Below are 22,143 nucleotides of genomic sequence, written 5' to 3' on the forward strand. Positions count from 1 at the left end.
TTATTTCAGTTCATCCAATACCTTGAATAGCTTTTTGTTAATTCCACTTCCGCTATAATTATTAATGTTGATTACCACTACATATTTATTTCCTGCCGCATCGGTATGGTAACCGGCAAATGCCGAAACATCATTTATGGTTCCGCTTTTAATTTTCATACCATTGTATTCAGGTAGTGCTTTATAATAATCAGGAAACCAATTCTCTTTCTGGATCTGGAAAAGCACACTTGCCATTGCCGCAGTGGTTATTCTATCGCCCGGCGAAAGGCCGCTGCCATCGATAATATTCAGTGCAGTTTTATCAATGCCTTTATCGGCCCAGAAATTGATTTCGGTTTCGACGCCTTTACTCGTTGTACCTGCTTTTCCTGATTTTATCGCTATTGATTTTAAGAGGGATTCGCCATATAAATTGATGCTTTTCTTTAAAAACCAGTAGGTAATCTCGCTTAAGCTTGGAGAACTGATGGTACTTATTTTTTGTGTAAGCGATGGAATCACCTGATTGTTTAAAGTCATTAAACGGGCGGTAGTGGCTTGTTGAGCGCTGGAAATACCTAATCTTTTCAGGGTGTCCTGTAATCGGTAAGCGCAATCGAAAGCAGGGTCGGGGAGGGCGACTGAGATACCTGATTTACCAATACCCATGCCCCAGCTTCCACGGATATAAGCAGTATTGCTGTAAGGGGGCAGGAAAGCATAAGCACGATCTCCTGATCCGGCGCTACCCGTTTTCAATTCATTTACGAGTTGCACATAAGGGGTAGCTGGAACTGTCTTTACGATCCTTACTTCATCAGCAGTACTGCTTCCTGGCTTTAAATGAATGTCGAATTGGTTTTCCCGCCAGGCTAACCCAGAAGTTCCGGCACCGTAATAATTGCCAATATCCTGCCAAACCCAGCCCTCGGGCGTAGTTTGGGTACCGAAAATACGGTCGTCGCCGATTATTGCACCTTCAATTTTTTTTATTCCTGCCGATTTGATGGCTGCAACCCACTGCATTAACACGGCATTTTCTTTGTTTTGATAACGCCATGAGCCCAGGGTTGGATCGCCGCTTCCCACAATAATCAGATTGCCTTTTAATATTCCATCTGCAGTAATCGTTCCGGTATAAGCCAAGGTGGTCTGGAATTGAAAATCTTTCCCTAAAATACTGAAAGCCGTAGCTGCCGTGATGGTTTTTAACGTTGAAGCAGTAGCCAAACCAATCTGTTCATTTTTGGCATACAGCGTTATACCCGTATTGGCATCCAAAACACAAAGAGATGCGATGGCATGTTTTGCCTGTTCATCATTTAATAAACTATTGAAAGCCTTTTCGAGATTTTGGATCTTGTTTTGGGCGTTTACAAGGCTTGTAGCAAAAATTAAAAGTAGGCAGGAATATATTTTTAATCGCATAGAAATTTTATCTGTTGAAGATTGCCAAAGATAAAACTAATTAAAAAGCGATGGGTGTTATGATAACATCTTTACAAACATTATCCATTAAATAACTTATTGCGCTTAATTTCCTTTCCCTGCCTTAGTTTTATAGCATGATAAATGGTGGGTACATCATTCGTCCATTTTTTTAGCGTAAAAACAATGGCGAGTATTTCCAGCCGGGTTAACAGACCAAGCCAAAAACAAATTTCAAACATTACTACCGATTCGCAATGCACCATGATTTCGACCAATGTGGCAAATATGCTTAATGTCCAGATTTTGGCGCCAATAGAATGAGTAGCAATTTCCTTTTTAAATTTGATGTAGCTGAGCAGATAAGTAGCGGCTTCAAAAGCCCCGAGGATAATCAATTTTATCAGGTTGGTTTTGAAAAAATCAGGACATTGGATATAAGTTGCAACCGCTACTGAAATAAAAAATACCTGATCAATACTGGAATCCAAACGGCGTAGTTTTTCGGAAGATATATTCAGCTTACGGGCGATTATTCCATCAAAAACATCCGTTAATAAACCGATCGATAATAAGGTGATGGCGAAAAAAGGATAATGGGCAAGGTGGAAAACGCTTAATAAAATAATTCCGAAACCAATAAATAACCTGGAATAGATTAAAGCAAGAGGTATATATTTCATATTGGAGAGCGCATAAAAAAGCCCCGATTTAAAAATCAGGGCTTGTATTTTATTGATTAAACCAATTCTTTCTGAATCAGGTATTCAGCAATCTGAACGGCATTGGTTGCGGCGCCCTTACGTAAGTTATCGGCAACAATCCAAAGGTTTAATGCTTTAGGGGCTGACTCATCCCTGCGGATACGGCCTACAAAAACTTCATCTTTTTCATGCGCATCTTTCGGCATTGGGTATTTTAAGTTGGCTACATCATCCACAACGATTATACCTGGCGACTTTTCTAAAATACTGCGTACTTCAGCTAAATCGAAATCATTTTCGAACTCGATGTTTACCGATTCGGAGTGACCACCCATCACCGGAATACGAACTGTTGTAGCGGTAACTTTAATGCTATCGTCGCTCATGATTTTGTTCGTTTCCTTAACCATTTTCATTTCTTCTTTGGTATAGCCGTTTTCTAAAAAAACATCAATATGAGGAAGTACGTTTAAGTCTATTTCGTATGGATAAGCTTTAGGGCCATCAATGCCTTTACGCTCGTTCATTAACTGCTCAACCGCTTTAACACCTGTTCCGGTAACCGACTGATAGGTAGAAACCACAACACGTTTAATTTTGTATTTTTCGTGCAAAGGTTTTAATACCACCACCATCTGAATGGTGGAACAGTTTGGGTTAGCAATGATTTTGTTATCGATAGAAAGCTCGTGTGCATTTACCTCTGGTACAATTAATTTAATTGCAGGATCCATTCTCCAGGCAGAAGAGTTATCAATAACGGTTGTTCCAGCTTCTTTAAAACGTGGGGCGTGTTCCAATGAAGTATTTCCACCAGCAGAAAACAAGGCAATATCCGGTTTCATGCTGATTGCAGTATCCATGCTAACAATTGGGAACTTCTTACCCTTAAAAGTAATTTCCTTACCAACGCTCTTTTCTGATGCTACGGGAATCAACTCTGTTAAAGGGAAATTTCTTTCCTCCAATACTTTTAACATGACAGTGCCTACCAATCCGGTTGCACCTACTACTGCTACTTTCATTTTTAAATTTTAAATTATATTATTAATTATTTGATATGAGCCCAAATATGCTAAAAATTAAGCTTATATCCCCATTGTTACCAATAAAATTTGCTTTTAATATTTGAAATTTTAGGTTTTCGATAGAAAATATGGCGGGAGAATAATCTGTTAATTCGATTTAGTAAAGCTTGATAGGGGGGAGTCATTTGCTTTTTTGGAAAGCAGGGTCCAATGCGTATCGGTTACGAAAGTCCTGCTATCACTACAATCTTTTTAACCAACAGCTGTCATGCGGAGGCACGAAGCATCTGTTTTATCGGTGGCAGATCACAGTAAAATTTATGGGTACTGCAATTAAAAAGTATTGCCGTTCTATCAGGTTAAGGTAAGCTGGGTTAGTATGCAGAAAACCTCGCAGGTTTGAGAAACCTGCGAGGTTTGGAGATAAAATTTAAATCAAACTGGCTTTGATATAATCGCAGCTGGTTTTAATCGAACCGATTGGATCGGGTTGATAATTATTTTCGTGCTCTACAAAGAAATGTTGCATGCCTGAAACTTTAGCCTGGGCAAAAATGGCTTTAAAATCGATAGATCCTTTACCAACTTCTGTGTTTAATTCAGGTTTGGCTTTGTCCATATCTTTTACATGCCACATCGGGAAACGGCCAGGGTATTTTTTAAATAAGGCTAAGGGATCATTACCTGAACGAACGGCCCAATATAAATCCAGTTCAAAATTTACCAGATTTTTGTCGGTCTCAGTAAGATATACGTCGTAGCCAGTAGTATCACCCAATTTTTTAAATTCGAAATCATGGTTGTGATAAGCGAATTTTAAACCAGATGCTTTGGCAATTTCGGCTACTTTGTTAAAATCGCTGGCGGTTTTTTTGAAGCCATCTGCACCTTTACTCATGTCCACATGTGCGCCGGCAATAGTGAAATATTTACCGCCAATGGCTGCTGAAGATTCGATGTCTGCTTTTAACTTATCTGTTTTTCCTGTTCTAACAAAATCATCCATACCGTAGTGGCCGCTCGGTGCTTTTAAACCATTGCTATCGAGTAAGGATTTAAATTCTTTGGGAGTTAAGCCCCAAAATTTTCCGTCAGAAAAACCATAGGTTTCTACTTCCTTATATCCTGCCTGTGCTACTTTTTCAATAATACCTTTTACATCTTTTGGCAATTCATCTCGTAGGGTATACAATTGTAGCCCAACATTTTTACTTGCTTTATCAAAGGCAAATGATGGAATTAACAATGCCGCTCCGGCAGCTAATCCTGCCTGTTTTAAGAATGTTCTTCTTGAATTCATCATTTAAAATTTAAATAATTTCTTTTTTAATATATGCGCAGCTGGCTGCAACAGATTCGATTGGGTTGGGTTTGTAATTGGTTTCGTGCTCTACGAAGAAATGTTTCATACCCGAAAGTTTTGCATCGGCAAAAATAGGTTTGAAATTGATTGAGCCGGTTCCTACTTCCGCATTTAGTGCAGGATCTGTCTTATCCATATCTTTAACATGCCACATGGTAAAACGTCCCGGATTTTCTTTAAAGAGTTTAATCGGATCGTTTCCTGAACGTACTACCCAGTATAAATCAAGTTCGAAATCAACCAGGTTTTTGTCGGTCTCTTTTAATAAAATTTCATAACCTGTGGTATCGCCTTGTTTTTCGAATTCGAAATTGTGGTTATGGTAGGCCAATCTGATACCAGCTTCCTTCGCTAGTTTTCCGGCTTCGTTTATTTTAACTGCTATTTTTTTATAGTCTTCGGCATTTTTTCTGATGCTTTCATCTAACCAGGGAATGGTTACATACTCGCTTCCGAGTACTTTGGCAGCAGCAATAGCGGCTTTTAACTCTTCAGTGTTGCCATCGGTTAAATAACTGCCCAGGCTGAAGTGGCCACTTGGTGATTTTAATCCATTGTCATCAAGCAGTTTTTTAAATTCGGCAGGTGTTAAACCCCAAAATTGATCTTTTATCGAAAAGCCATAGGTTTCAACTTCCTTAAAGCCAGCTTTTGCTACTTTGGCTATTGTTCCTCTTACATCTTTCGGAAGTTCATCCCTTAAAGAATATAGTTGCAAGCCAACTGATTTTTTATCGGCAGCCAGGCAGGCAAATGATGGCACCAATAGGGCTGCAGCTGCAGCCATACTACTGTTTAAAATAAAACTTCTTCTTGATAACATAGGTATATTATTTAGATGTCGCAAATAGAAACCGCCGTTTTTAACGAGGCTATTTTATCTGCATTTTTAGGTATAAATTCTTGCGCAACGAAACCTTTAAAGCCAGTTTCGGCAATAGCTTTCATGATGGCCGGATAATACAATTCCTGCGTATCATCGATTTCGTTTCTTCCCGGAACACCGGCAGTATGGTAATGGGCAATATATTGATGATATTCTCTGATATTTCTGATCACATCACCTTCATCAATCTGCATGTGATAGATGTCGTATAATAATTTGAAGTTTTCAGATCCCAAACGTTTGCAAAGCTCGGCTCCCCAGGAGGTCCTGTCGCATTGGTAATCTTTATGGTTAATTTTACTGTTCAGCAACTCCATTACCAACACAACGTTGTGTTTTTCAGCCAAAGGCATTAACTGTTTCAATCCTTTAACACAATTGTTCCAGCCTGTTTCATCATCTTTTCCGCGGCGGCTTCCACTAAAGCAGATCAAATATTTGTAACCGGCTTCGGCCACAAGCGGAATCATTGCGGTATAGTTTTGAATTAATTTTTCGTGAAATTTTTCGTCGTTAAAACCGTCTGTTAAATTAATTTCAGCACCATTGCACATGGTAGATGTTAAACCATGTTTTTTTAAAATAGGCCAATCTGCTGGTCCAACGAGATCAATACCTTTAATACCAATCTTTTTAGCTTCAATACAAAGTGTTTCTACATCAAAACTGCTAAAACACCAACGGCAAACAGCGTGGTTAATATTTCCTTTTAGCCTTAATGGCTGATCTGATTCTGCGTTATCCATTGCTAATGCTGAAATACCGGATGAAACACCAATCGCAGCAGTTCCTGCGATGATGTTCTTTAAAGCATTTCTTCTGTTTAGGTTCGATGCCATTTTAAACTGTTTTAGCGTCTACTACAGCTTTGGTTTTATCGTTGAATAGTACAGCGAACAATAAGAAAACTGCTGCTGCAATTCCTGCTGGAATAATCCAAACCATTTTCCAGTCAGTTACATCACCCGTTTTATACATGTCGGTAATTAATCCGGCTACCTTAAAACCGATCAACATACCCACACCATAAGTTGCCAGTGTAATGATACCCTGCGCTGCACTTTTAAATTTTTCCCCTGCTTTTGAGTTGGTGTAAATCTGACCAGAAACAAAGAAGAAATCGTAACAAACGCCATGCAGTGCAATTCCGATAATCAGCATAAAGCTTAAACTGCCTGCATTACCGTAAGCAAAAAGTACATAACGTACGGCCCATGCCAACATACCCACAATAATCGTTTTCTTGAAGCCGTATTTAGAAAAGAATACAGGGATGGCAAGTAAAAACAATGCTTCAGAAACCTGTCCGATTGCCATTTTGCCTGTTGGATTAGAGACTTTGATATCTGCCAGGAATAGACCTGCATTTTGGTAATAGAAGGCTAGGGGAATACAGATTAAGATTGATGAGATAAAAAAAACAGCAAAATTTTTGTCCTTCAATAACTTTAAAGCATCTAGTCCCAAAATGTCTCTCAATTTTATTTTTTCGTCTTTCGCCACTTTAGGAGGGGTTGCAGGTAAGGTGAAGCTAAATAAACCCAATACCAAAGATGCAACACCGGCCATTAAGAATGTGCTTTTTAACAATCCGGCCTGAATTCCTTCCGGAGAATCCCAGTGGAAGGCGAAACTGATCAATAAACCAGCGATGATCCATCCGATGGTACCAAATACTCTGATGTTTGCAAATTCTTTTTCTGCGTCTTTCATTTGATTAAAAGACACCGAATTAACCAGTGCAAGGGTTGGCATGAATAAAATCATGTAGCCTAAAACGTAAGGGTAGAAAACACTTACATCAGGTGCACTATACATTTGATACATTAAAATAGCACCAATGATGTGTAAAACACCTAAAATTCTTTCAGCGTTAAAATATCTGTCGGCGATAAGGCCAATTATAAACGGAGCAATAATTGCGCCCCAGGATTGGGTTGAAAATACAGAACCAATTTCGGAATTGGTTGCCTTTAGGTTATTGTTTAAGAAAGCCCCTAAAGTAACAAACCAGGCGCCCCAGATAAAAAATTCCAGGAACATCATGGCAGAGAGTTTAAAGCGAGTAGTGCTATTCATTTGGTTTATATAAGGTTATTAGGTTTACGGTTTAAGGCGTAAGGTTCAAGCAGGGGATGTAAAACCCTTAATCTTTTACGCTTACGCCTTTAGCCTCATTATATTATCAAGTTTTAGGCATATTGTTAAAGCGAAGGATGTGACCTTCAACCTTATACCTTCCGCCTTCAACCTTATTTACAGTTCTTTAATAGAGATGTTTTTGTACCAAACCTCATCTCCATGATCTTGTAAGGCGATTTTGCCAGTTTTAAACGTTCCCCAGTTTTCCCATGTTGCAAACTTGCTACCTGCAACAATTTTTTTCCAGTTGTCATCCCAAAGCGTAGTTTTCACCACTTCAACTCCGTTTAAAATTAAAGTTAAATTACCTTTTTTGCTAATGATTTCTGCTTTATTCCATTCGCCAACAGCTTTAACTGGCTCCGATGAACTTTTTACCAGGTCGTATAAATCACCTGCACGGTGTTTGGTGATTTTTCCATCCGGGTGACCGTCGTTATCGATTACCTGCATTTCTAAACCTGTAGAGTAGGTAGCATGGTATTTTGGCTCTTCGTGCACATAAAAGATTAGACCACTATTTGCCTTTGGCGCTACTTTCCACTCATATTTTAAATGGAAATCGCCATATTCTTTATCGGTAACTAAATCACCACCACCGTCTTCACCTTTTTTTGCTAAATCTAAGTGTAGTGCACCATCCTGAACTTGCCAGCCACTACCAACAGTGGTTTTATTGTAAGTGTGCCAACCTGTAGTTGTTTTGCCATCGAACAATGGTTTGAAGCCCTTTTGAGCTTTTGATATTTGTGTTACTGCAAGTAAGATACAGGCAGAAAGAAAGATTTTTTTCATTTTTTTAAGTTTAAACCTCACAGGTTTTTGAAACCTGCGAGGTTTGTTGATGTATTAAAGAGTTAAATTGTTCCAGCCTTTGCGGTATTCGCGTTTTACAAACTGGTTGGCTTCGTCAAAATTGGTTACTTTCATGTTGTCGTTATCCCAAAGCATTTTAGTGTATCTGCCTGGATAAGTAACCTTACCATTTACTGTTTTTTGAATGTCGAAACTTCTGATTGCCAGGTTGGCCATCAATAAGGCTTCGGTTAATGGACCTGCAATTTCGAAAGGAGAGCTCACTTCTTGTTTGCCATAACCAGCAATTGCAGCTTCCACCCATTGTTTGTAGTGTCCGTTAGCACCATCTGGTACACGGGCATATTTCGGTGCTACTTTAATGTCTTTATTTCTACTTAAAGGCAATAATTTTGGGTTTGCACTATACGTTTCAGACATCATTTTACCTTTTGTCCCGATAAACAGGGTACCATTGCCACCATCGCCAAATGTTTCATTTGCTTCTAATTCTTCAGGGCGTTCTGGCTGAATACCACCATCCATCCAATGTAAGGTAACATCACCTTTGGTTTTATTCGTTTTAGGGAATTTTAAGGTTACGTGACTTGACGGAGGGCAGCTTTCAGGGAAATAGCCGCGTTTAAATTCATCCACATACACAGAACCAACACTCGCTTCCACTTCTTTGGCATATTTTAAATTCAATACACTAAAAGGAGCTTCGATCAGGTGACAGCCCATATCGCCCAGGGCGCCAGTTCCGTAATCCCACCAGCCACGCCAGTTGAAAGGAACCAGTTTATCTACGAAATCCTTTTCAGGAGCCGTTCCCAACCATAAATTCCAGTCTAATTCTTTAGGGATTTCTGCTTTTGTAGTTGGCCAGGGAATCCCCTGAGGCCAAACCGGGCGGTTAGTCCAGGCATAAACGGTATGCACATCGCCAATTAAGCCGGCTTCGTACCATTCTTTCATTTGGCGCGGGCCATCGTTTGATGCACCCTGATTACCCATTTGCGTAACCACTTTATATTTTTTTGCAGCAGCGGTTAAGATACGCGCTTCATAAATATCGTGTGTTAACGGCTTTTGAACATACACGTGTTTGCCGAGTTGCATAGCTGCCAAAGCCTGGATGGCATGGTTATGATCTGGAGTGGAAACAGAAACAGCATCAAAATTTTTATGTTCTTTATCTAACATCTCGCGCCAGTCTTTATAGTATTTGGCTTTAGGGAAAGCCTTCACGCTATTGGCAGCGCGGCGATCATCAACATCACATAAAAAAGCAATGTCTGCTTTTCCACTTTTGTTGAACATATCTAAATCACTTTGGCCTTTTCCACCAACACCGATGCCGGCAACCAATAAGCGATCGCTTGGTGCTAAATAACCCGGCCCACCCAAAACATGGCGGGGTACGATCATAAATGCTGCGGCTGCAATAGCCGAAGTTTTAATAAAATCACGGCGGTTACTCGTGTTTTTATTTTCTTGCTCTGTTTTCATATTTAGTAAATCGATTTGCTAATTTGGTTAAAATTATTTTTTTAGGGATAAAATGTACTTTACCATCAATTTTGCATCGTCTTTTTTAAGTGTAGCATGAGCAGTCATGGGCATATTGCCCCAAACTCCGGTTCCACCTTTAATAATCTTATCGGCTAACATATTGATGTTTTTCTCGTTAGCGGGATATTTCTTTGCAATTTCTACATAAGCAGGACCGATAATTTTATTGGTCTTGTTGTGGCAGCCCAGGCAATCATTTTTGTTGATCAGTTTCTCGCCTGGATTTGACTGAAAAGCAGCATGGTTCGTCATTGTTGCCGTTGCAGCCACAGTTTTCTCTCTCGATAAATCAGCCTTTGAAAACGACGCCATAAAAATGACTACAGCGCCTAAAGCTAAAAATGTTTTTTTCATCTTGTGTGTGTTTTGTGTTTTGTTAATCTTGTAATCCTAATATTCTTTTATTGAAAGCGCTATCACTTCCCGATGCGGCAAAATCATCAAATGCCTTATCGGTTACATTAATAATGTTCTTTTTTATAAATTCAGCACCTTCGCGGGCACCATCTTCCTGGTTTTTGATACAGCATTCCCATTCCATAACAGCCCAACCTTTAAAATCATATTGCGCCAATTTACTAAAAATGGTTTTAAAATCAACTTGTCCATCACCTGGCGAACGGTAACGTCCGGCGCGGTTTGCCCAACTCTGGTATCCACCAAAAGTGCCTTGTTTGCCTGTAGGATTAAATTCTGCATCCTTTACGTGGAAGGCTTTGATGCGTTCGTGGTAAAAATCTATGTATTGAATGTAATCCAATTGTTGCAACACAAAGTGAGAAGGGTCATACAATAAGCATGCCCGAGGATGATTATTTACCGCCGCGAGGAACATTTCGTAGGTTTCGCCATCAAATAAATCTTCTCCAGGGTGTATTTCGTAACAAACATCAACTCCGTTTTGGTCGAATTCGTTTAGTATTGGTGTCCAACGCTTTGCCAGTTCAGCAAAACCTTCTTCAACCAATCCGGCAGGGCGTTGTGGCCAGGGATGGAAATATTGCCACAATAATGAACCACTAAAAGTAGCGTGTGCATTTAAACCTAGGTTTTGAGATGCTTTTGCGGCATATTTCATTTGTTGTACCGCCCATTCCGTTCTTGCTTTTGGGTTTTTATGTACTTCTTTTGGTGCAAAGGCATCAAAAAGATCGTCGTAAGCTGGGTGTACGGCAACCAACTGACCTTGTAAATGTGTAGAAAGTTCAGTGATTTCTAAACCATAAGATGCGATTTTTCCTTTCAACTCATCTGCATAAGTTTTGCTTTCAGCCGCTTTTTGAAGGTCGATAAATCTGGCATCTAAGGTTGGCATCTGGATGCCTTTGAAACCTAATCCCGCTGCCCATTTACAGATATTATCTAAAGAGTTAAATGGGGCTTCGTCGCTTATAAACTGTGCTAAAAATACTGCTGGTCCTTTTATCGTTGTCATGCTCGATTGTTATAATTTATAATCTAACCACTTTTGGTCCGATTGACTGGAAGCCACTACATTTTCGATAAATGCCATCCCTCTGATTCCGTCTTCTGTACCAGGAAAGTCTAACATTTCTGCAGTAGGTTGCTCATTATTCAACTTGGCATCCACTGTTAACGCAAAATTTTTGTAAATATTTGCAAATGCCTCTAAATAGCCTTCAGGGTGGCCTCCGGGTGTACGGGTATTGTGCTGCGCAAAACTACCCATGTAACCATTGCCTGTTCTGTAAATCTGGGCAGGAGCATTTAACCATTTTACAATTAAGGTGTTTGGTTCCATTTGATGCCATTCCATGCCGCCCTTTTCGCCATAAATTCTAATTTTTAGTGCGTTTTCTTCTCCGGCCGCAATCTGTGAGGCGACGAGGACCCCATTAGATCCGTTATCGAATTTTAACAATACGTTTCCGTCGTCATCAATGGCCCTACCCGGAACAACAATACTTAAATCGGCACAGATCTTAGTGATTTTTAAACCAGAGATATATTCTGCCAGATGTGCGGCATGGGTACCAATATCGCCCATACTACCACTTTTTCCGGTTTTAGACGGATCAGTTCGCCAGGCGGCCTGGGCATTACCTTCACGTTCTGAAAGGGTACTTAACCAGCCTTGAGGATATTCGACGATTATTTTTCTGATGGCACCTAAAGCACCTTCGCTAACCATTTGTTTGGCTTGTTTAACCATCGGATAGCCCGAGTAGGTATGGGTTAAACATAAGGTTAAACCTGTTTCTTCTACTTTGGCTTTTAGCTGTTTTGCTTCGTCTAAGGTTAAAGTAATCGGTTTTTCAATTACCACATTAAAACCTTTATCCAAAGCCATCATTGCGGGCGCAAAGTGAGCGAAGTTTGGGGTAACAATCGTTACAAAATCAATTTTTTCATCTGCTGGCAGTTCACTTTCTTTGGTCAGCATTTCTTCGTAATTGGTGTAGATCCTGTTATCCGGAAGAAATAACATTTTTCCAGATTCGTATCCGATTTCAGGATTTACACTTAAAGCTCCGGCAGATAATTCGATAAGACCATCCATATTGGCAGCCAAACGATGTACGGCACCGATAAACGCGTCTTTTCCGCCGCCTATCATGCCCATTCTTAATTTTCTCTTCATAGAATATAAGGTTACGACAAAAGGTTTAAAGCGTAGGGCTATTACCCTATACCTTAAACCTTAAGCCTTTTACCTCTGTTTTAAATGTTCTTTTTCTTTAATTCTTTTACAGCATAATCACAAGCGCGGGCAGTTAAAGCCATAAATGTTAGCGATGGATTTTGGCAAGCGATGGATGGCATGCACGATCCATCCGTTACGAAAACATTATTTACTTCGTGCATCTGGTTCCATTTATTCAATACCGATGTTTTTGGATCGTTACCCATTCTTGCCGTTCCTTGCTCATGGATGGCCATGCCTGGATAGCAGCCATTGTCAAATGTTTTGATGTTTTTCAAGCCTGCTTTTTCTAACATTTCGGCAGCATCGTTCATCATATCCACACGCATTTTTTTCTCATTTTCTTTGTATTCGCAATCGATTGCCAATACCGGCTGACCCCATTTGTCTTTTTTGGTTTTATCAATGTAAACCTTATTTTCATAATAAGGTAACATTTCTCCGAAACCACCCAATCCCATGGTCCATTTTCCTGGGGTAGTCATTTTTTGTTTCAGATCTGCACCAAATGATAACTCGGCAACATCACTTTGCCAGTTGCTTCTGCTTGCACCGCCCTGGTAACCGAAGCCACGTAAATAATCGCGTTTATCGTTACCAATATTTTGATATCTCGGTACGTAAATTCCGTTTGCACGGCGACCATAAGTATATTTATCCTCAAAGCCTTCAGCTTCTCCGTTAGCTCCACAACGGAAATGGTGATCCATTAAGTTATGACCTAACTGGCCACTTCCATTACCTAATCCATTTGGATGGGCTTCGGATGTTGAGTTTAACAGCACAAATGTTGAACCTAATGTAGAACCATTAACGAAAACAATTTTTGCATAAAATTCCATTGTTTTGTTGGTCTCCGCATCGATTACCATTACGCCTTTTGCTTTTTTGGTGTCCTTGTCGTAAATGATATGATTTACGATCGAGTATGGTCTAACCGTTAACCTTTTTGTTGCCATTGCCGCAGGTAGGGTAGAAGATTGCGTGCTGAAATAAGCGCCAAAAGGACAACCGCGGCTACATAAGTTCCTGTATTGGCAATTTCCACGGCCTTTGTGCGGAACAGTAAGATTGGCAACACGGCCGATCATAATAATACGTTCTTTTTTGTAATGTTCTTCAACACGGGCCTTTACCGATTTTTCTACAATGTTTAAATCCATTGGAGGTAAAAATTCACCGTCAGGGCAGGTTGGCCAATTTTCTTTTGATCCACTAATTCCGGCAAATCGCTCTGCATAATCATACCAGGGAGAAAGATCGGCATACCGAATTGGCCAATCAGTTCCATGACCATCCTTTTTGTTGTCCTCAAAGTTATGATCGCTGAAACGGTAACTTTGACGGCCCCACATCAAAGATTTACCACCAACGTGGAAACCACGGTACCAATCGAAACGTTTATCTTCGGTATATGGGCACTCTAAATCATTTACCCACCATTTTTCGTTTGCTTCCTGATAAGGGTAATCTCTTTTTTGCACCGGATGGGTACGTTTTTGCTCTTCGGTAAGTTTACCGGCATGTTTAAAATCCCATGGATTTTTCATTGCCGTTTCGTAACCTGTAATGTGCTCAATGTTCATGCCTCTTTCAAGCATCAACACACGTAAACCTTTCTCGGTAAGTTCTTTTGCAGCCCAGCCGCCACTGATCCCCGATCCTATCACAATAGCATCGTAAGTATTTTCTGCTTTTAAATTTGTATTTAAATTCATGATGTTTTGTTGTAGTGGTTAGAAATTAGGTTGCCCAGGATTTTTGACCTGGTTTTAATGGCGCATTGCCGTCATACCGGCCCGGAATAAGTACATATTCACGTGCTTTGGTACAACCAATTTCTGAAGAATAATAACCAAGTAAGGTTAAATCTCTGGCGGTAATAAAAAAGTAAGCCAAATCTTTGTTTTCTTCTGATTTGCTTTCTTTTTGCGCAAGAGCGATTGCCCTTAAATCGATCATTAGTTTTTTACGGTCGGCCGCTGTTAAAGTGACATAACTTTTCCCGAAATCTTTCATCGATTTGGCCTGAAGATCCTTGAATCCCTGCGCAAACGAGGTTTGCATGGTTGCAGGATAACAATCTTTCATCATCATCGGAATAAATTTTCCCAAACCCGCAGCTTTGGCTCCTGCAGATGATTTGGTAGTCGGAACAATAATATCAGCAAATTCAGCAAAAATCTTTTCGTCTTCTAGCGAATAGAGGACGAAGTTTTTTTCGTTTTCGGGGAGCGTAAAACTTTCAAACAAAACGCCCATTGTACTTGCCGAGATTGCCCCTCCCAACAAAAATGCAACGTTTTTGAGTGCTTCTCTTCTGTGCATCGTCTTTATGATTTTATATATTGGTTACTTATGTGTTGAATTAGTAATATTAGAAAAAATATAACGAAAAGAGTAAATTTTTAGCGGTAAAATATTCGTCTGCAATGTGATTGTTACTGAGTAGAATTGTTCTAAATAAATGTCATTTTATGGCTTTATTGCTATTTAGATCGCTATTTTTTAGTTCTTTTACTTGGTGTAAAAAATACATTTAGTATAGGTGAGTACATTCTTTACTAATAAATCATAAAATGGCATTTTTTTTTGCTTAAAATCTGCTTAAAGTAGATTTTTTTTGATGTAATTGTAGCTTTCAGCGACACTCTTGTAAGGTTCTTTTTTAATGATATCCTGTTCGGTGAAAATATAATCTACTCCAGCCAGTTTTGACGCGGCGAAAATGCTTTTAAAATCAATTCTTCCTGAACCTACTTCCACAAAAACAGCTTTGTCTGTTTTATCCATATCCTTTACATGGAACATCTTATACCGACCCGGATTTTTCCTGAACATCTCAACCGGATCCAATCCTGCATTTACCGCCCAAAAGATATCGAGCTCAAAGCCGACCAGTTTGGCATCGGTTTCCTTCAATAAAATATCGTAACCTGTAACACCACCTCCCTGGTCTTTAAATTCGAAATTATGGTTATGATAAGCCAGTTTCAAACCTGATTTCTGGCAAAGGGCAGCAGCGTCATTAAATTTTGCGGCCATGCGTTTGTAATCGTCTAATGAGCCATTGGTTCTGATATCTGTAGGCAGTGCGGGGATGACGAAATATTTCTGACCCACGGTTGCCGCGGTCTCGATGTGCGACTTTAATACTTTATCGTCGCCGGTAGATAAAAAATCGGTTAAATTATAGTGGCCACTGGGAGAGGTGAGTCCGTTGTTTTTTAATAAAGCGTTGAAATCTTTAGCTTCTAAACCCCAAAAACCTTTCACTTCGTATTTTCCCGGATAACCGTAATAGGTTTCTACCTGGTTGTACCCGATTTTAGCTACTTGTTCGATAGTGGCTTTCACGTCAGCAGTTAATTGTTCGCGCAGGGTGAACAGACCGATTCCGATTTTTGAGACTTTAGCAGACTCTGCAAAAGCTGTCGTAATGAATGATGGACTTAAAAAGGCCGCTGCACTGGCGAAGCTTACTTTTTGTAAAAATGATCTTCTTGTTGTCATGATGTTTTAGAATTAAAAAAACCGGAGCGTAAACTCCGGTTTTGTTTGTTAAAATGAATAAGCCAATGATCCCCAGAAAGTACGTTGAAGTAATGTTCTGCCAATCATTAATGTGCCAGGGGTCACGGTCGAGAAATCTCTGAACTGATCTCCGCGAACATCACCTTCTGTCAAAACTTTTGCATTTAACAAGTTGTCTGCCCAAAATCTTATTGAAACTTTTTTAGTGAAATTATATCCTGCCCCGGCTTTCATTACTACATAAGCTGGTAATTTATAGCTATCGCTAGGCGAAGTGAAACGGTTGCCCACATAGTTTGCTGCTACATATAAGTTAAAGTTTTTGTAATCGTAGTTTGCACCAAGCTCAGTATTTAAAACCGGAACACGTTCCGTTCTTTTTCCGGTAAAACTATAGGTACGGTCTCCAAATTCGGCCAATACTGCTGCATTTCCCTTTGTAGAAGCTTCGTAGTCCGTATATTTGGAATCCTGTAAGGTTCCGGTTAAACGTAAGCTCAATGGTTTGGCTATTTTGTAAGAAACCTCATACTCTGCACTGAAAGTACGCGTAGAACCAAAGGCAACCAAAGCTTGTGTACCTGCAGCCGTTGTTGGAACATTGATGGTTAGCGACACATTTTTAATGGCCGAATAACTGCCTGAGGCAAAAATGGCCAGATTGTTCTTGGCATATTTAAAACCTACTTCACCTAAGTACACGGGGCGTTTTTTAATGTTTGCAGCATTAAAAGCGGCGGCATTGTAATCGCCAACATTTGGTGCGTTGTAGGCTTTTGTCGCTCTTGCGAAAATACTCGCAGTAGAGTTGATCTTATAGTTGGCACCTAATGATGCTGACCAATTGGTTAGGGTTTCATCGTATGGTGTATATCCTAAAATTGTTGCGGTAGCAGCTGCTGTAGTATTTACTGTTCCGTTTGCATTTAAGGCATAGTATGGTCTGTCGCCCTTTACATTCTGATTGTCGATCCTTGCACCGATATCCAAACGCCATTTCTCTGAGATTTTAATCTCATCGGTGGCATAGGCAGATAATGTTCTGGTATCGCCGATAAAGGTGTTTTTAGTTTGAATTGTTCTTTCTGCAGCTGTAGGCGATTGCAAAATGATGCTTGGATGTTCTTTAAACTCTGAGAACGACCGGAAAGCATAACGCAAATCGTCGCGGTTATATTGATGAATGCCTGCGCCGATGCCTAAACTGTGGTTTTTAATGGTCTTCTTCAGGTCTAAATAATCAACAATCTGCTTATCGCTATTGATTTGTCCGTTTGCTGATGAAGTGATTACATAGTCGCCGGTAACGAATGGAGCAACTGCACCGCCTGGATAATAATAAGGAGTTGCAGCAGTTCTGGCCGTAATTCCAGCCGGAACGGTGTACGTAGAATTGGTATGGGTATTTTGGTATCGGAAATTGTTCACAATCTGCCAGCCGCCATCTGTTAAATAGTTGAACTGAAAGCCGCCAGATCCCAATTTGGTATGGATACCATCTGTTAAGCTAAAGTTGTGGTTTCCTGTTGCAGGATCGTTATAACTCCATTCGGTTTGAAGCGGTACGATCGATTGTGAAGCCATATCGTAATCGCGGTAAGTGGTCGGTTTTCCAGTACCATCATAAGGATAATAACTCGTTAACAAGAACTGAACCTTGTCATTCAGGTATTTTCCGTACACTCTGATAAAACCTTTGTTGTTCTTGAAATTAAAAGTCATGTTACCTTTAATCTGCCCTCCTTGATTGGCTGGGTTAAAACCTTGGTCTACCACGCCATTATCCGTGCGGTAAAAACCACCGATGTTGTATTTGATCTGATCGTTTATTTTTCCTCCCGTATTGGCGTCAAAACGGTATAAGCCCTGAGAAAAACCCGTGGTAAATTTTACCTGACCGTATTGTTTATCGGCACCCACATAACTGATGTTGTTAACCACAGCACCTGGTGTATTGGCCTGGATGATTGAGGCGTTACCACCTCTAACGGCTTCAATATTCTGGATGGTTAAATCTGTTTTATAATATTGATCTACCGATGGGTTGGTATTAAAACCTGTTGGCAAAAGCGGTAAACCATCTTCCTGGATACCCAAAAAGATATAGCCACCCTGTTGTGGAAAGCCCCTTACCCAAACGTTGCCCGGGCCGTCGCCACCTGTACTCTCAACCGTTAAGCCAGGTATGGCTTTTAGCAAATCGGTACTATTTAAGGGTGCCCTGTTGGTGATATCTTTATTGCTCACTGAGGTAAGTGCTACACTACTCTCTAATTTTTTCTTCGGGTTACCCCCGGTTACCATCACACTTTCTAACTGGAGATTATCTTCGGATAGGGTGATATTCAGGTTTTCGTCGGCATTTCCAGGTGATAAGTTTACTTCTTTTGAAATAAAACCTACATAGCGCACTATCAGTACGCGGCTATCAACGGTTAAACCTTTTAAAGAGAAAGCACCGTTTACATCGGTGGTGGTTCCGATTGATTTACCTTTAACGGTAACCGATACGCCCGGAATGGCATTTCCTTTACTGTCGGTTACTTTTCCGGTAACAATACCTTCGAAAGCTTTTAGCAGTTCTAAGTTGTTATTGGCGGGAATAGAATAGAGCAAAATCTGATCTTTAACTATCCTATATCCCACGTCATAACGTTTTAGCGAATTCTCAAGAAAGTATTTAAGCTTTTGGTTTACCACATTAATGGAAACTTTACGGTCGGAGTTTATTAATTGTGGACTGTAAACAAACTTCACATTGGCTAAGTGTTCTGTTTTCTCTATGATGGTTTTAATATCTGTTTGATCGGCTTTGATCGAAATTGGTTTATTCAGAAAATCCTGGGCGTCGACATTTTTGGCAAATGCACCGCAGGTAAAAATTATTATTGCAAGTATTTGGTAAATCGAAACTCTCATTGCATATATCGCCAGCGAAATAAGTTGATTTTTTTTCATAAATTTGGTTATTGTTCATTAAATGATTGGATTTATTGGACATAGAAATACCATGAATACATTTCTAATGTATTTAACTCGCCGGCAATGCCCCACATTGTCGGCTTTGTTTTTTAGAAAAATATTATGGAAAATGGTGCCGCGGTTATGGGCTGTTGGTATTGTAGTTTTTCTTCATCATATTATATTTGGTTAGTTTTTATTGGAGACCAAAATACTGGTTCCCTGGATGTAATATTTGCTTGATATGGATCCGCAGATGAGGTCTAGCTGCTCATATAGTCCTTTTTTGCTTAAATCTCCCGTGAAAGTATAATTAGAAATCTGCTCATTATCAGATCTTATTTCTATTCCATAAGCTTCAGATAAAGTGCTGAAAATATCCTTGATGCTTTCTTCCTTGAAATTATAGCTTAAACTTGTTGGCACATTATACGCCTCAGCTAAAGGAATGGGTTTGCTTACCAAAGTTTTCTTTAAATTGTGATCAGCAAAAATACCTTTCTGGTTTGGCGTAAGTAAAATAGGTTTGGCGAGTTTCTCTTCCGAGAAGGTAAAAAGCGCACTTTTCTCATTTTCCCGAACCTGAACTTTTCCTGTTCTTACCGCAACTTGGGCAGGAAGTTGATCTGTTGAAGATTTTACCCAAAAGCTGGTGCCCAAAACACGAACAACCAGTTTTTGATTATAAACATAGAAAGGCCGTTTAGGATTTTTACTCACCGAAAAAAATGCACTTCCCTTTAAATAAACCATTCTTTTATGAGCAGCAAAAACTTTTGGGTAAATAATATTGGCCTGTGGTTTAAGTGTTACCTTACTTTCGTCACTCAGCGTTATAATCATGCTACTATCGCTCTCATTTGTTTTGCTGATTAAATTCAGGCCTTCATTTTCATCGATAAAAGATTGTTGGGCATGATTGTAATTCGTTAAATATAATCCGCCGATAAGAAAAGCTACCAATATAGCCGCCGCAACGACGAACTTTGGCCAAAGCCTTTTAACTTTTAAAACTTGTGTTGGTTTGCGTTCGATACTATTGATGTTTAACCAGGTATTGGTCTGCATTTCATCGAGTGCAGTTGCAGATAGATCCTTAAAATCCCTGTTATTTAAATGATGATACCATTTATCTACCCAAAGCTTTTCGGCTTCGGTACAATTTCCGTTTTCATAACGGTTTAATAAATCGTAAAATGATTTCTGATTCATAAGAAAGAATATTTGGCTCTATATTATACAAGTAACGCAATGAACGCTAAACCCTAAAGGTGCAAGTGAAATAAAACGAGATAAAATGTAATTAACTGATATTCAGCTATAAAAAGATGTAAAAATTTTTAATATATTCTTTGATCCTTTTGATAGACCGGGTAATATGGTATTCTACAGCCTTTTCGGAGATGTTTAAGCCGGTGGAAATATCTTTGGTAGATTGGTGCTGGTAGCGGCTTAACCTAAAAACTTCCTGAGTTTTTTCGGGTAGAGAATTGATGCTTTCTTCTATAATGGAAGATAAATCCCGGAGATCGACTATGTTTGCAGTATCCTGATGATTTTCTGAATAAGTGAGCGTTTGGTATTCCATATATTTATTTTCCATCACCAGCGTCCGGATATGGTTGATCACACTTAATTTTAATGCACCAAATAAATAAGCTTGCAGATTATTGATCTGTACTTCCTTTCGTTTTTCCCAAAGGGAGATGAAGATATTCTGAACCAGCTCTTCGGCAATCACTTTATCGCCTGTTTTTTTATAGGCCGCAAATAGCAGTTCTTTACTATAGGTGAAATAAATGGTTTCGTAAGCCTGCTTATCGCCCTGTTTTAGGCGGCTAAGTAAATCAGAAGATTTTTCAGGCTCAGCGTGGGTCATTTGTTATTTGGTTAATGCGGGAACGTGTAGTAAATGTATAAAATTAATGTTGAAATGTTGAACCGTTTGAAAGTTGTAATGTTATGGAGTCTCTTGAGTTTGGGTTTACAGTTGGCCAGTTTTTACAATTAACCGATTAACCCTCTCTTAAATATAAATATTTTATCGCCTTTTATCTCATTTTTTTACCTTTGCTCAATCTCTAAAAAATTATGCAAGAAAAAATTGTTGTTTTAGGCTCTAACGGGCAAATTGGTACCGAGTTGGTAACCATGTTACGTAAAATATATGGTGATGATCATGTGGTTGCATGCGATATCCGCAGGCCAGATTACGACATCAAAAACTCTGCACCGTTTGAATTTGTGAATGTGCTGGATAAAGAAATGATCAATGGCATTTTCCATAAGTACAAACCCACACAGGTTTACCTTTTGGCGGCTTTATTATCGGCTACCGGTGAGCAAAACCCAAAACTGGCCTGGGATTTAAATATGAATGGTTTGCTGAATGTTTTGGATTTAGCCTTAGAATATAAAACCGCAAAAGTATATTGGCCAAGTTCTATCGCTGTATTTGGTCCGAATTCGCCAAAAGATAATACTTCACAATATTGTGTAATGGATCCGAATACCGTTTACGGAATCAGTAAACTGGCAGGAGAACGTTGGTGCGAATATTACAACCAAAAATACGGACTGGATGTACGTAGTATCCGTTATCCCGGATTAATCAGCTGGAAAGCTGCACCAGGTGGTGGAACAACAGATTATGCCATTCACATTTTTCACGATGCATTGAAGAAGGGCAGTTACCAGAGTTTTTTAAACGCAGATACGGAATTGCCAATGATGTATATGGACGATGCGATCCGCGGAACCATTGAGCTGATGGATGCTCCTGCCGATCAGATTTCAGTACGTAGCAGTTATAATTTTGGAGGCGTAAGTTTTACACCTGAGGTTTTGGCCGCAGAAATCAGAAAGCATATTCCAGATTTTACATTAACTTACGGCGCTAACGATCCCCGTCAGCAAATTGCAAACAGCTGGCCACGTTCTATCGACGATAACTACGCTACAAAGGATTGGGGCTGGAAGCCAGAGTTCGATTTATCGAAACTGACAATTGATATGTTAAATAATTTAAAAAAATAATATAACGGTAGAGGGTTTGAAGGCATAAGGTCTCATATCTCACA

19 protein-coding genes are annotated in these 22,143 nt (G+C 39.6%); 1 reads left to right on the top strand and 18 read right to left on the bottom strand.

Annotated elements, in window-relative coordinates; all coding sequences use genetic code 11:
* From dacB to AC04Q1_RS13075, 18 genes are all read right to left on the bottom strand, one after another.
* The gene (dacB, locus tag AC04Q1_RS12990) at positions 1 to 1,410 is read right to left on the bottom strand and encodes a D-alanyl-D-alanine carboxypeptidase/D-alanyl-D-alanine endopeptidase (protein ID WP_478365025.1); all 1,410 of its coding nucleotides are present in this window, start codon (positions 1,408 to 1,410) and stop codon (positions 1 to 3) included.
* Positions 1,411 to 1,490: 80 nt separating this feature from the next.
* A complete protein-coding gene (locus AC04Q1_RS12995; RefSeq protein ID WP_478365026.1) occupies positions 1,491 to 2,093 on the bottom strand; it encodes a CDP-alcohol phosphatidyltransferase family protein in 603 nt (200 codons plus the stop codon).
* A 56-nt stretch (positions 2,094 to 2,149) separates the two neighbouring features.
* A complete protein-coding gene (locus AC04Q1_RS13000; RefSeq protein ID WP_478365027.1) occupies positions 2,150 to 3,139 on the bottom strand; it encodes an aspartate-semialdehyde dehydrogenase in 990 nt (329 codons plus the stop codon).
* A gap of 433 nt (positions 3,140 to 3,572) precedes the next feature.
* A complete protein-coding gene (locus AC04Q1_RS13005; protein ID WP_478365028.1) occupies positions 3,573 to 4,445 on the bottom strand; it encodes a sugar phosphate isomerase/epimerase family protein in 873 nt (290 codons plus the stop codon).
* Positions 4,446 to 4,452: 7 nt separating this feature from the next.
* Positions 4,453 to 5,328: a sugar phosphate isomerase/epimerase family protein gene (locus tag AC04Q1_RS13010; RefSeq protein WP_478365029.1), complete on the bottom strand. Its 876-nt coding sequence runs from the start codon at positions 5,326 to 5,328 to the stop codon at positions 4,453 to 4,455.
* 11 nt (positions 5,329 to 5,339) lie between these two features.
* On the bottom strand, positions 5,340 to 6,230 hold the full coding sequence (locus tag AC04Q1_RS13015) for a hydroxypyruvate isomerase family protein (RefSeq protein ID WP_478365030.1): 891 nt from the start codon (positions 6,228 to 6,230) through the stop codon (positions 5,340 to 5,342).
* 1 nt (position 6,231) lies between these two features.
* Positions 6,232 to 7,470: a nucleoside permease gene (locus tag AC04Q1_RS13020; protein WP_478365031.1), complete on the bottom strand. Its 1,239-nt coding sequence runs from the start codon at positions 7,468 to 7,470 to the stop codon at positions 6,232 to 6,234.
* A gap of 177 nt (positions 7,471 to 7,647) precedes the next feature.
* Positions 7,648 to 8,328 carry a 3-keto-disaccharide hydrolase gene (locus AC04Q1_RS13025; RefSeq protein ID WP_478365032.1) on the bottom strand — a complete coding sequence of 227 codons (681 nt, stop codon included), beginning with the start codon at positions 8,326 to 8,328 and terminating at the stop codon, positions 7,648 to 7,650.
* Between the two features lie 54 nt (positions 8,329 to 8,382).
* Positions 8,383 to 9,840, bottom strand: coding sequence for a Gfo/Idh/MocA family protein (locus AC04Q1_RS13030; protein WP_478365033.1), 1,458 nt, complete (start codon positions 9,838 to 9,840; stop codon positions 8,383 to 8,385).
* Positions 9,841 to 9,873: 33 nt separating this feature from the next.
* Positions 9,874 to 10,257: a c-type cytochrome gene (locus tag AC04Q1_RS13035; RefSeq protein WP_478365034.1), complete on the bottom strand. Its 384-nt coding sequence runs from the start codon at positions 10,255 to 10,257 to the stop codon at positions 9,874 to 9,876.
* A 22-nt stretch (positions 10,258 to 10,279) separates the two neighbouring features.
* Entirely contained in the window at positions 10,280 to 11,338 is a 1,059-nt protein-coding gene (locus AC04Q1_RS13040; RefSeq protein ID WP_478365035.1) for a sugar phosphate isomerase/epimerase family protein, read from the bottom strand.
* 9 nt (positions 11,339 to 11,347) lie between these two features.
* Positions 11,348 to 12,505 carry a Gfo/Idh/MocA family protein gene (locus AC04Q1_RS13045; protein ID WP_478365036.1) on the bottom strand — a complete coding sequence of 386 codons (1,158 nt, stop codon included), beginning with the start codon at positions 12,503 to 12,505 and terminating at the stop codon, positions 11,348 to 11,350.
* An 80-nt stretch (positions 12,506 to 12,585) separates the two neighbouring features.
* The gene (locus AC04Q1_RS13050) at positions 12,586 to 14,286 is read right to left on the bottom strand and encodes a GMC oxidoreductase (protein WP_478365037.1); all 1,701 of its coding nucleotides are present in this window, start codon (positions 14,284 to 14,286) and stop codon (positions 12,586 to 12,588) included.
* A gap of 25 nt (positions 14,287 to 14,311) precedes the next feature.
* Entirely contained in the window at positions 14,312 to 14,896 is a 585-nt protein-coding gene (locus AC04Q1_RS13055; protein WP_478365038.1) for a gluconate 2-dehydrogenase subunit 3 family protein, read from the bottom strand.
* Positions 14,897 to 15,175: 279 nt separating this feature from the next.
* On the bottom strand, positions 15,176 to 16,081 hold the full coding sequence (locus tag AC04Q1_RS13060; RefSeq protein WP_478365039.1) for a sugar phosphate isomerase/epimerase family protein: 906 nt from the start codon (positions 16,079 to 16,081) through the stop codon (positions 15,176 to 15,178).
* Positions 16,082 to 16,129: 48 nt separating this feature from the next.
* The gene (locus AC04Q1_RS13065) at positions 16,130 to 19,060 is read right to left on the bottom strand and encodes a TonB-dependent receptor (RefSeq protein WP_478365040.1); all 2,931 of its coding nucleotides are present in this window, start codon (positions 19,058 to 19,060) and stop codon (positions 16,130 to 16,132) included.
* A 192-nt stretch (positions 19,061 to 19,252) separates the two neighbouring features.
* Positions 19,253 to 20,275, bottom strand: coding sequence for a FecR family protein (locus AC04Q1_RS13070; RefSeq protein ID WP_478365041.1), 1,023 nt, complete (start codon positions 20,273 to 20,275; stop codon positions 19,253 to 19,255).
* A gap of 106 nt (positions 20,276 to 20,381) precedes the next feature.
* Positions 20,382 to 20,942 carry an RNA polymerase sigma factor gene (locus AC04Q1_RS13075; RefSeq protein WP_478365042.1) on the bottom strand — a complete coding sequence of 187 codons (561 nt, stop codon included), beginning with the start codon at positions 20,940 to 20,942 and terminating at the stop codon, positions 20,382 to 20,384.
* Between the two features lie 212 nt (positions 20,943 to 21,154).
* On the opposite strand from AC04Q1_RS13075, the gene AC04Q1_RS13080 reads away from it, so the two are divergent.
* The gene (locus AC04Q1_RS13080; RefSeq protein WP_478365043.1) at positions 21,155 to 22,099 is read left to right on the top strand and encodes an NAD-dependent epimerase/dehydratase family protein; all 945 of its coding nucleotides are present in this window, start codon (positions 21,155 to 21,157) and stop codon (positions 22,097 to 22,099) included.
* Positions 22,100 to 22,143: the final 44 nt, after the last annotated feature.

The organism is Pedobacter humicola, assembly GCF_056490705.1.

What these genes read in the sequence shown, in the direction of transcription:
- AC04Q1_RS13065 (WP_478365040.1), bottom strand. Translation starts at nt 19,060, where the DNA reads ATGAAAAAAAATCAACTTATTTCGCTGGCGATATATGCAATGAGAGTT.
- AC04Q1_RS13045 (WP_478365036.1), bottom strand. Translation starts at nt 12,505, where the DNA reads ATGAAGAGAAAATTAAGAATGGGCATGATAGGCGGCGGAAAAGACGCG.
- AC04Q1_RS13080 (WP_478365043.1), top strand. Translation starts at nt 21,155, where the DNA reads ATGCAAGAAAAAATTGTTGTTTTAGGCTCTAACGGGCAAATTGGTACC.
- AC04Q1_RS13010 (WP_478365029.1), bottom strand. Translation starts at nt 5,328, where the DNA reads ATGTTATCAAGAAGAAGTTTTATTTTAAACAGTAGTATGGCTGCAGCT.
- AC04Q1_RS13055 (WP_478365038.1), bottom strand. Translation starts at nt 14,896, where the DNA reads ATGCACAGAAGAGAAGCACTCAAAAACGTTGCATTTTTGTTGGGAGGG.
- AC04Q1_RS13050 (WP_478365037.1), bottom strand. Translation starts at nt 14,286, where the DNA reads ATGAATTTAAATACAAATTTAAAAGCAGAAAATACTTACGATGCTATT.
- AC04Q1_RS13040 (WP_478365035.1), bottom strand. Translation starts at nt 11,338, where the DNA reads ATGACAACGATAAAAGGACCAGCAGTATTTTTAGCACAGTTTATAAGC.
- AC04Q1_RS13070 (WP_478365041.1), bottom strand. Translation starts at nt 20,275, where the DNA reads ATGAATCAGAAATCATTTTACGATTTATTAAACCGTTATGAAAACGGA.
- AC04Q1_RS13000 (WP_478365027.1), bottom strand. Translation starts at nt 3,139, where the DNA reads ATGAAAGTAGCAGTAGTAGGTGCAACCGGATTGGTAGGCACTGTCATG.
- AC04Q1_RS13020 (WP_478365031.1), bottom strand. Translation starts at nt 7,470, where the DNA reads ATGAATAGCACTACTCGCTTTAAACTCTCTGCCATGATGTTCCTGGAA.
- AC04Q1_RS13075 (WP_478365042.1), bottom strand. Translation starts at nt 20,942, where the DNA reads ATGACCCACGCTGAGCCTGAAAAATCTTCTGATTTACTTAGCCGCCTA.
- AC04Q1_RS12995 (WP_478365026.1), bottom strand. Translation starts at nt 2,093, where the DNA reads ATGAAATATATACCTCTTGCTTTAATCTATTCCAGGTTATTTATTGGT.
- AC04Q1_RS13015 (WP_478365030.1), bottom strand. Translation starts at nt 6,230, where the DNA reads ATGGCATCGAACCTAAACAGAAGAAATGCTTTAAAGAACATCATCGCA.
- AC04Q1_RS13035 (WP_478365034.1), bottom strand. Translation starts at nt 10,257, where the DNA reads ATGAAAAAAACATTTTTAGCTTTAGGCGCTGTAGTCATTTTTATGGCG.
- AC04Q1_RS13025 (WP_478365032.1), bottom strand. Translation starts at nt 8,328, where the DNA reads ATGAAAAAAATCTTTCTTTCTGCCTGTATCTTACTTGCAGTAACACAA.
- dacB (WP_478365025.1), bottom strand. Translation starts at nt 1,410, where the DNA reads ATGCGATTAAAAATATATTCCTGCCTACTTTTAATTTTTGCTACAAGC.
- AC04Q1_RS13005 (WP_478365028.1), bottom strand. Translation starts at nt 4,445, where the DNA reads ATGATGAATTCAAGAAGAACATTCTTAAAACAGGCAGGATTAGCTGCC.
- AC04Q1_RS13060 (WP_478365039.1), bottom strand. Translation starts at nt 16,081, where the DNA reads ATGACAACAAGAAGATCATTTTTACAAAAAGTAAGCTTCGCCAGTGCA.
- AC04Q1_RS13030 (WP_478365033.1), bottom strand. Translation starts at nt 9,840, where the DNA reads ATGAAAACAGAGCAAGAAAATAAAAACACGAGTAACCGCCGTGATTTT.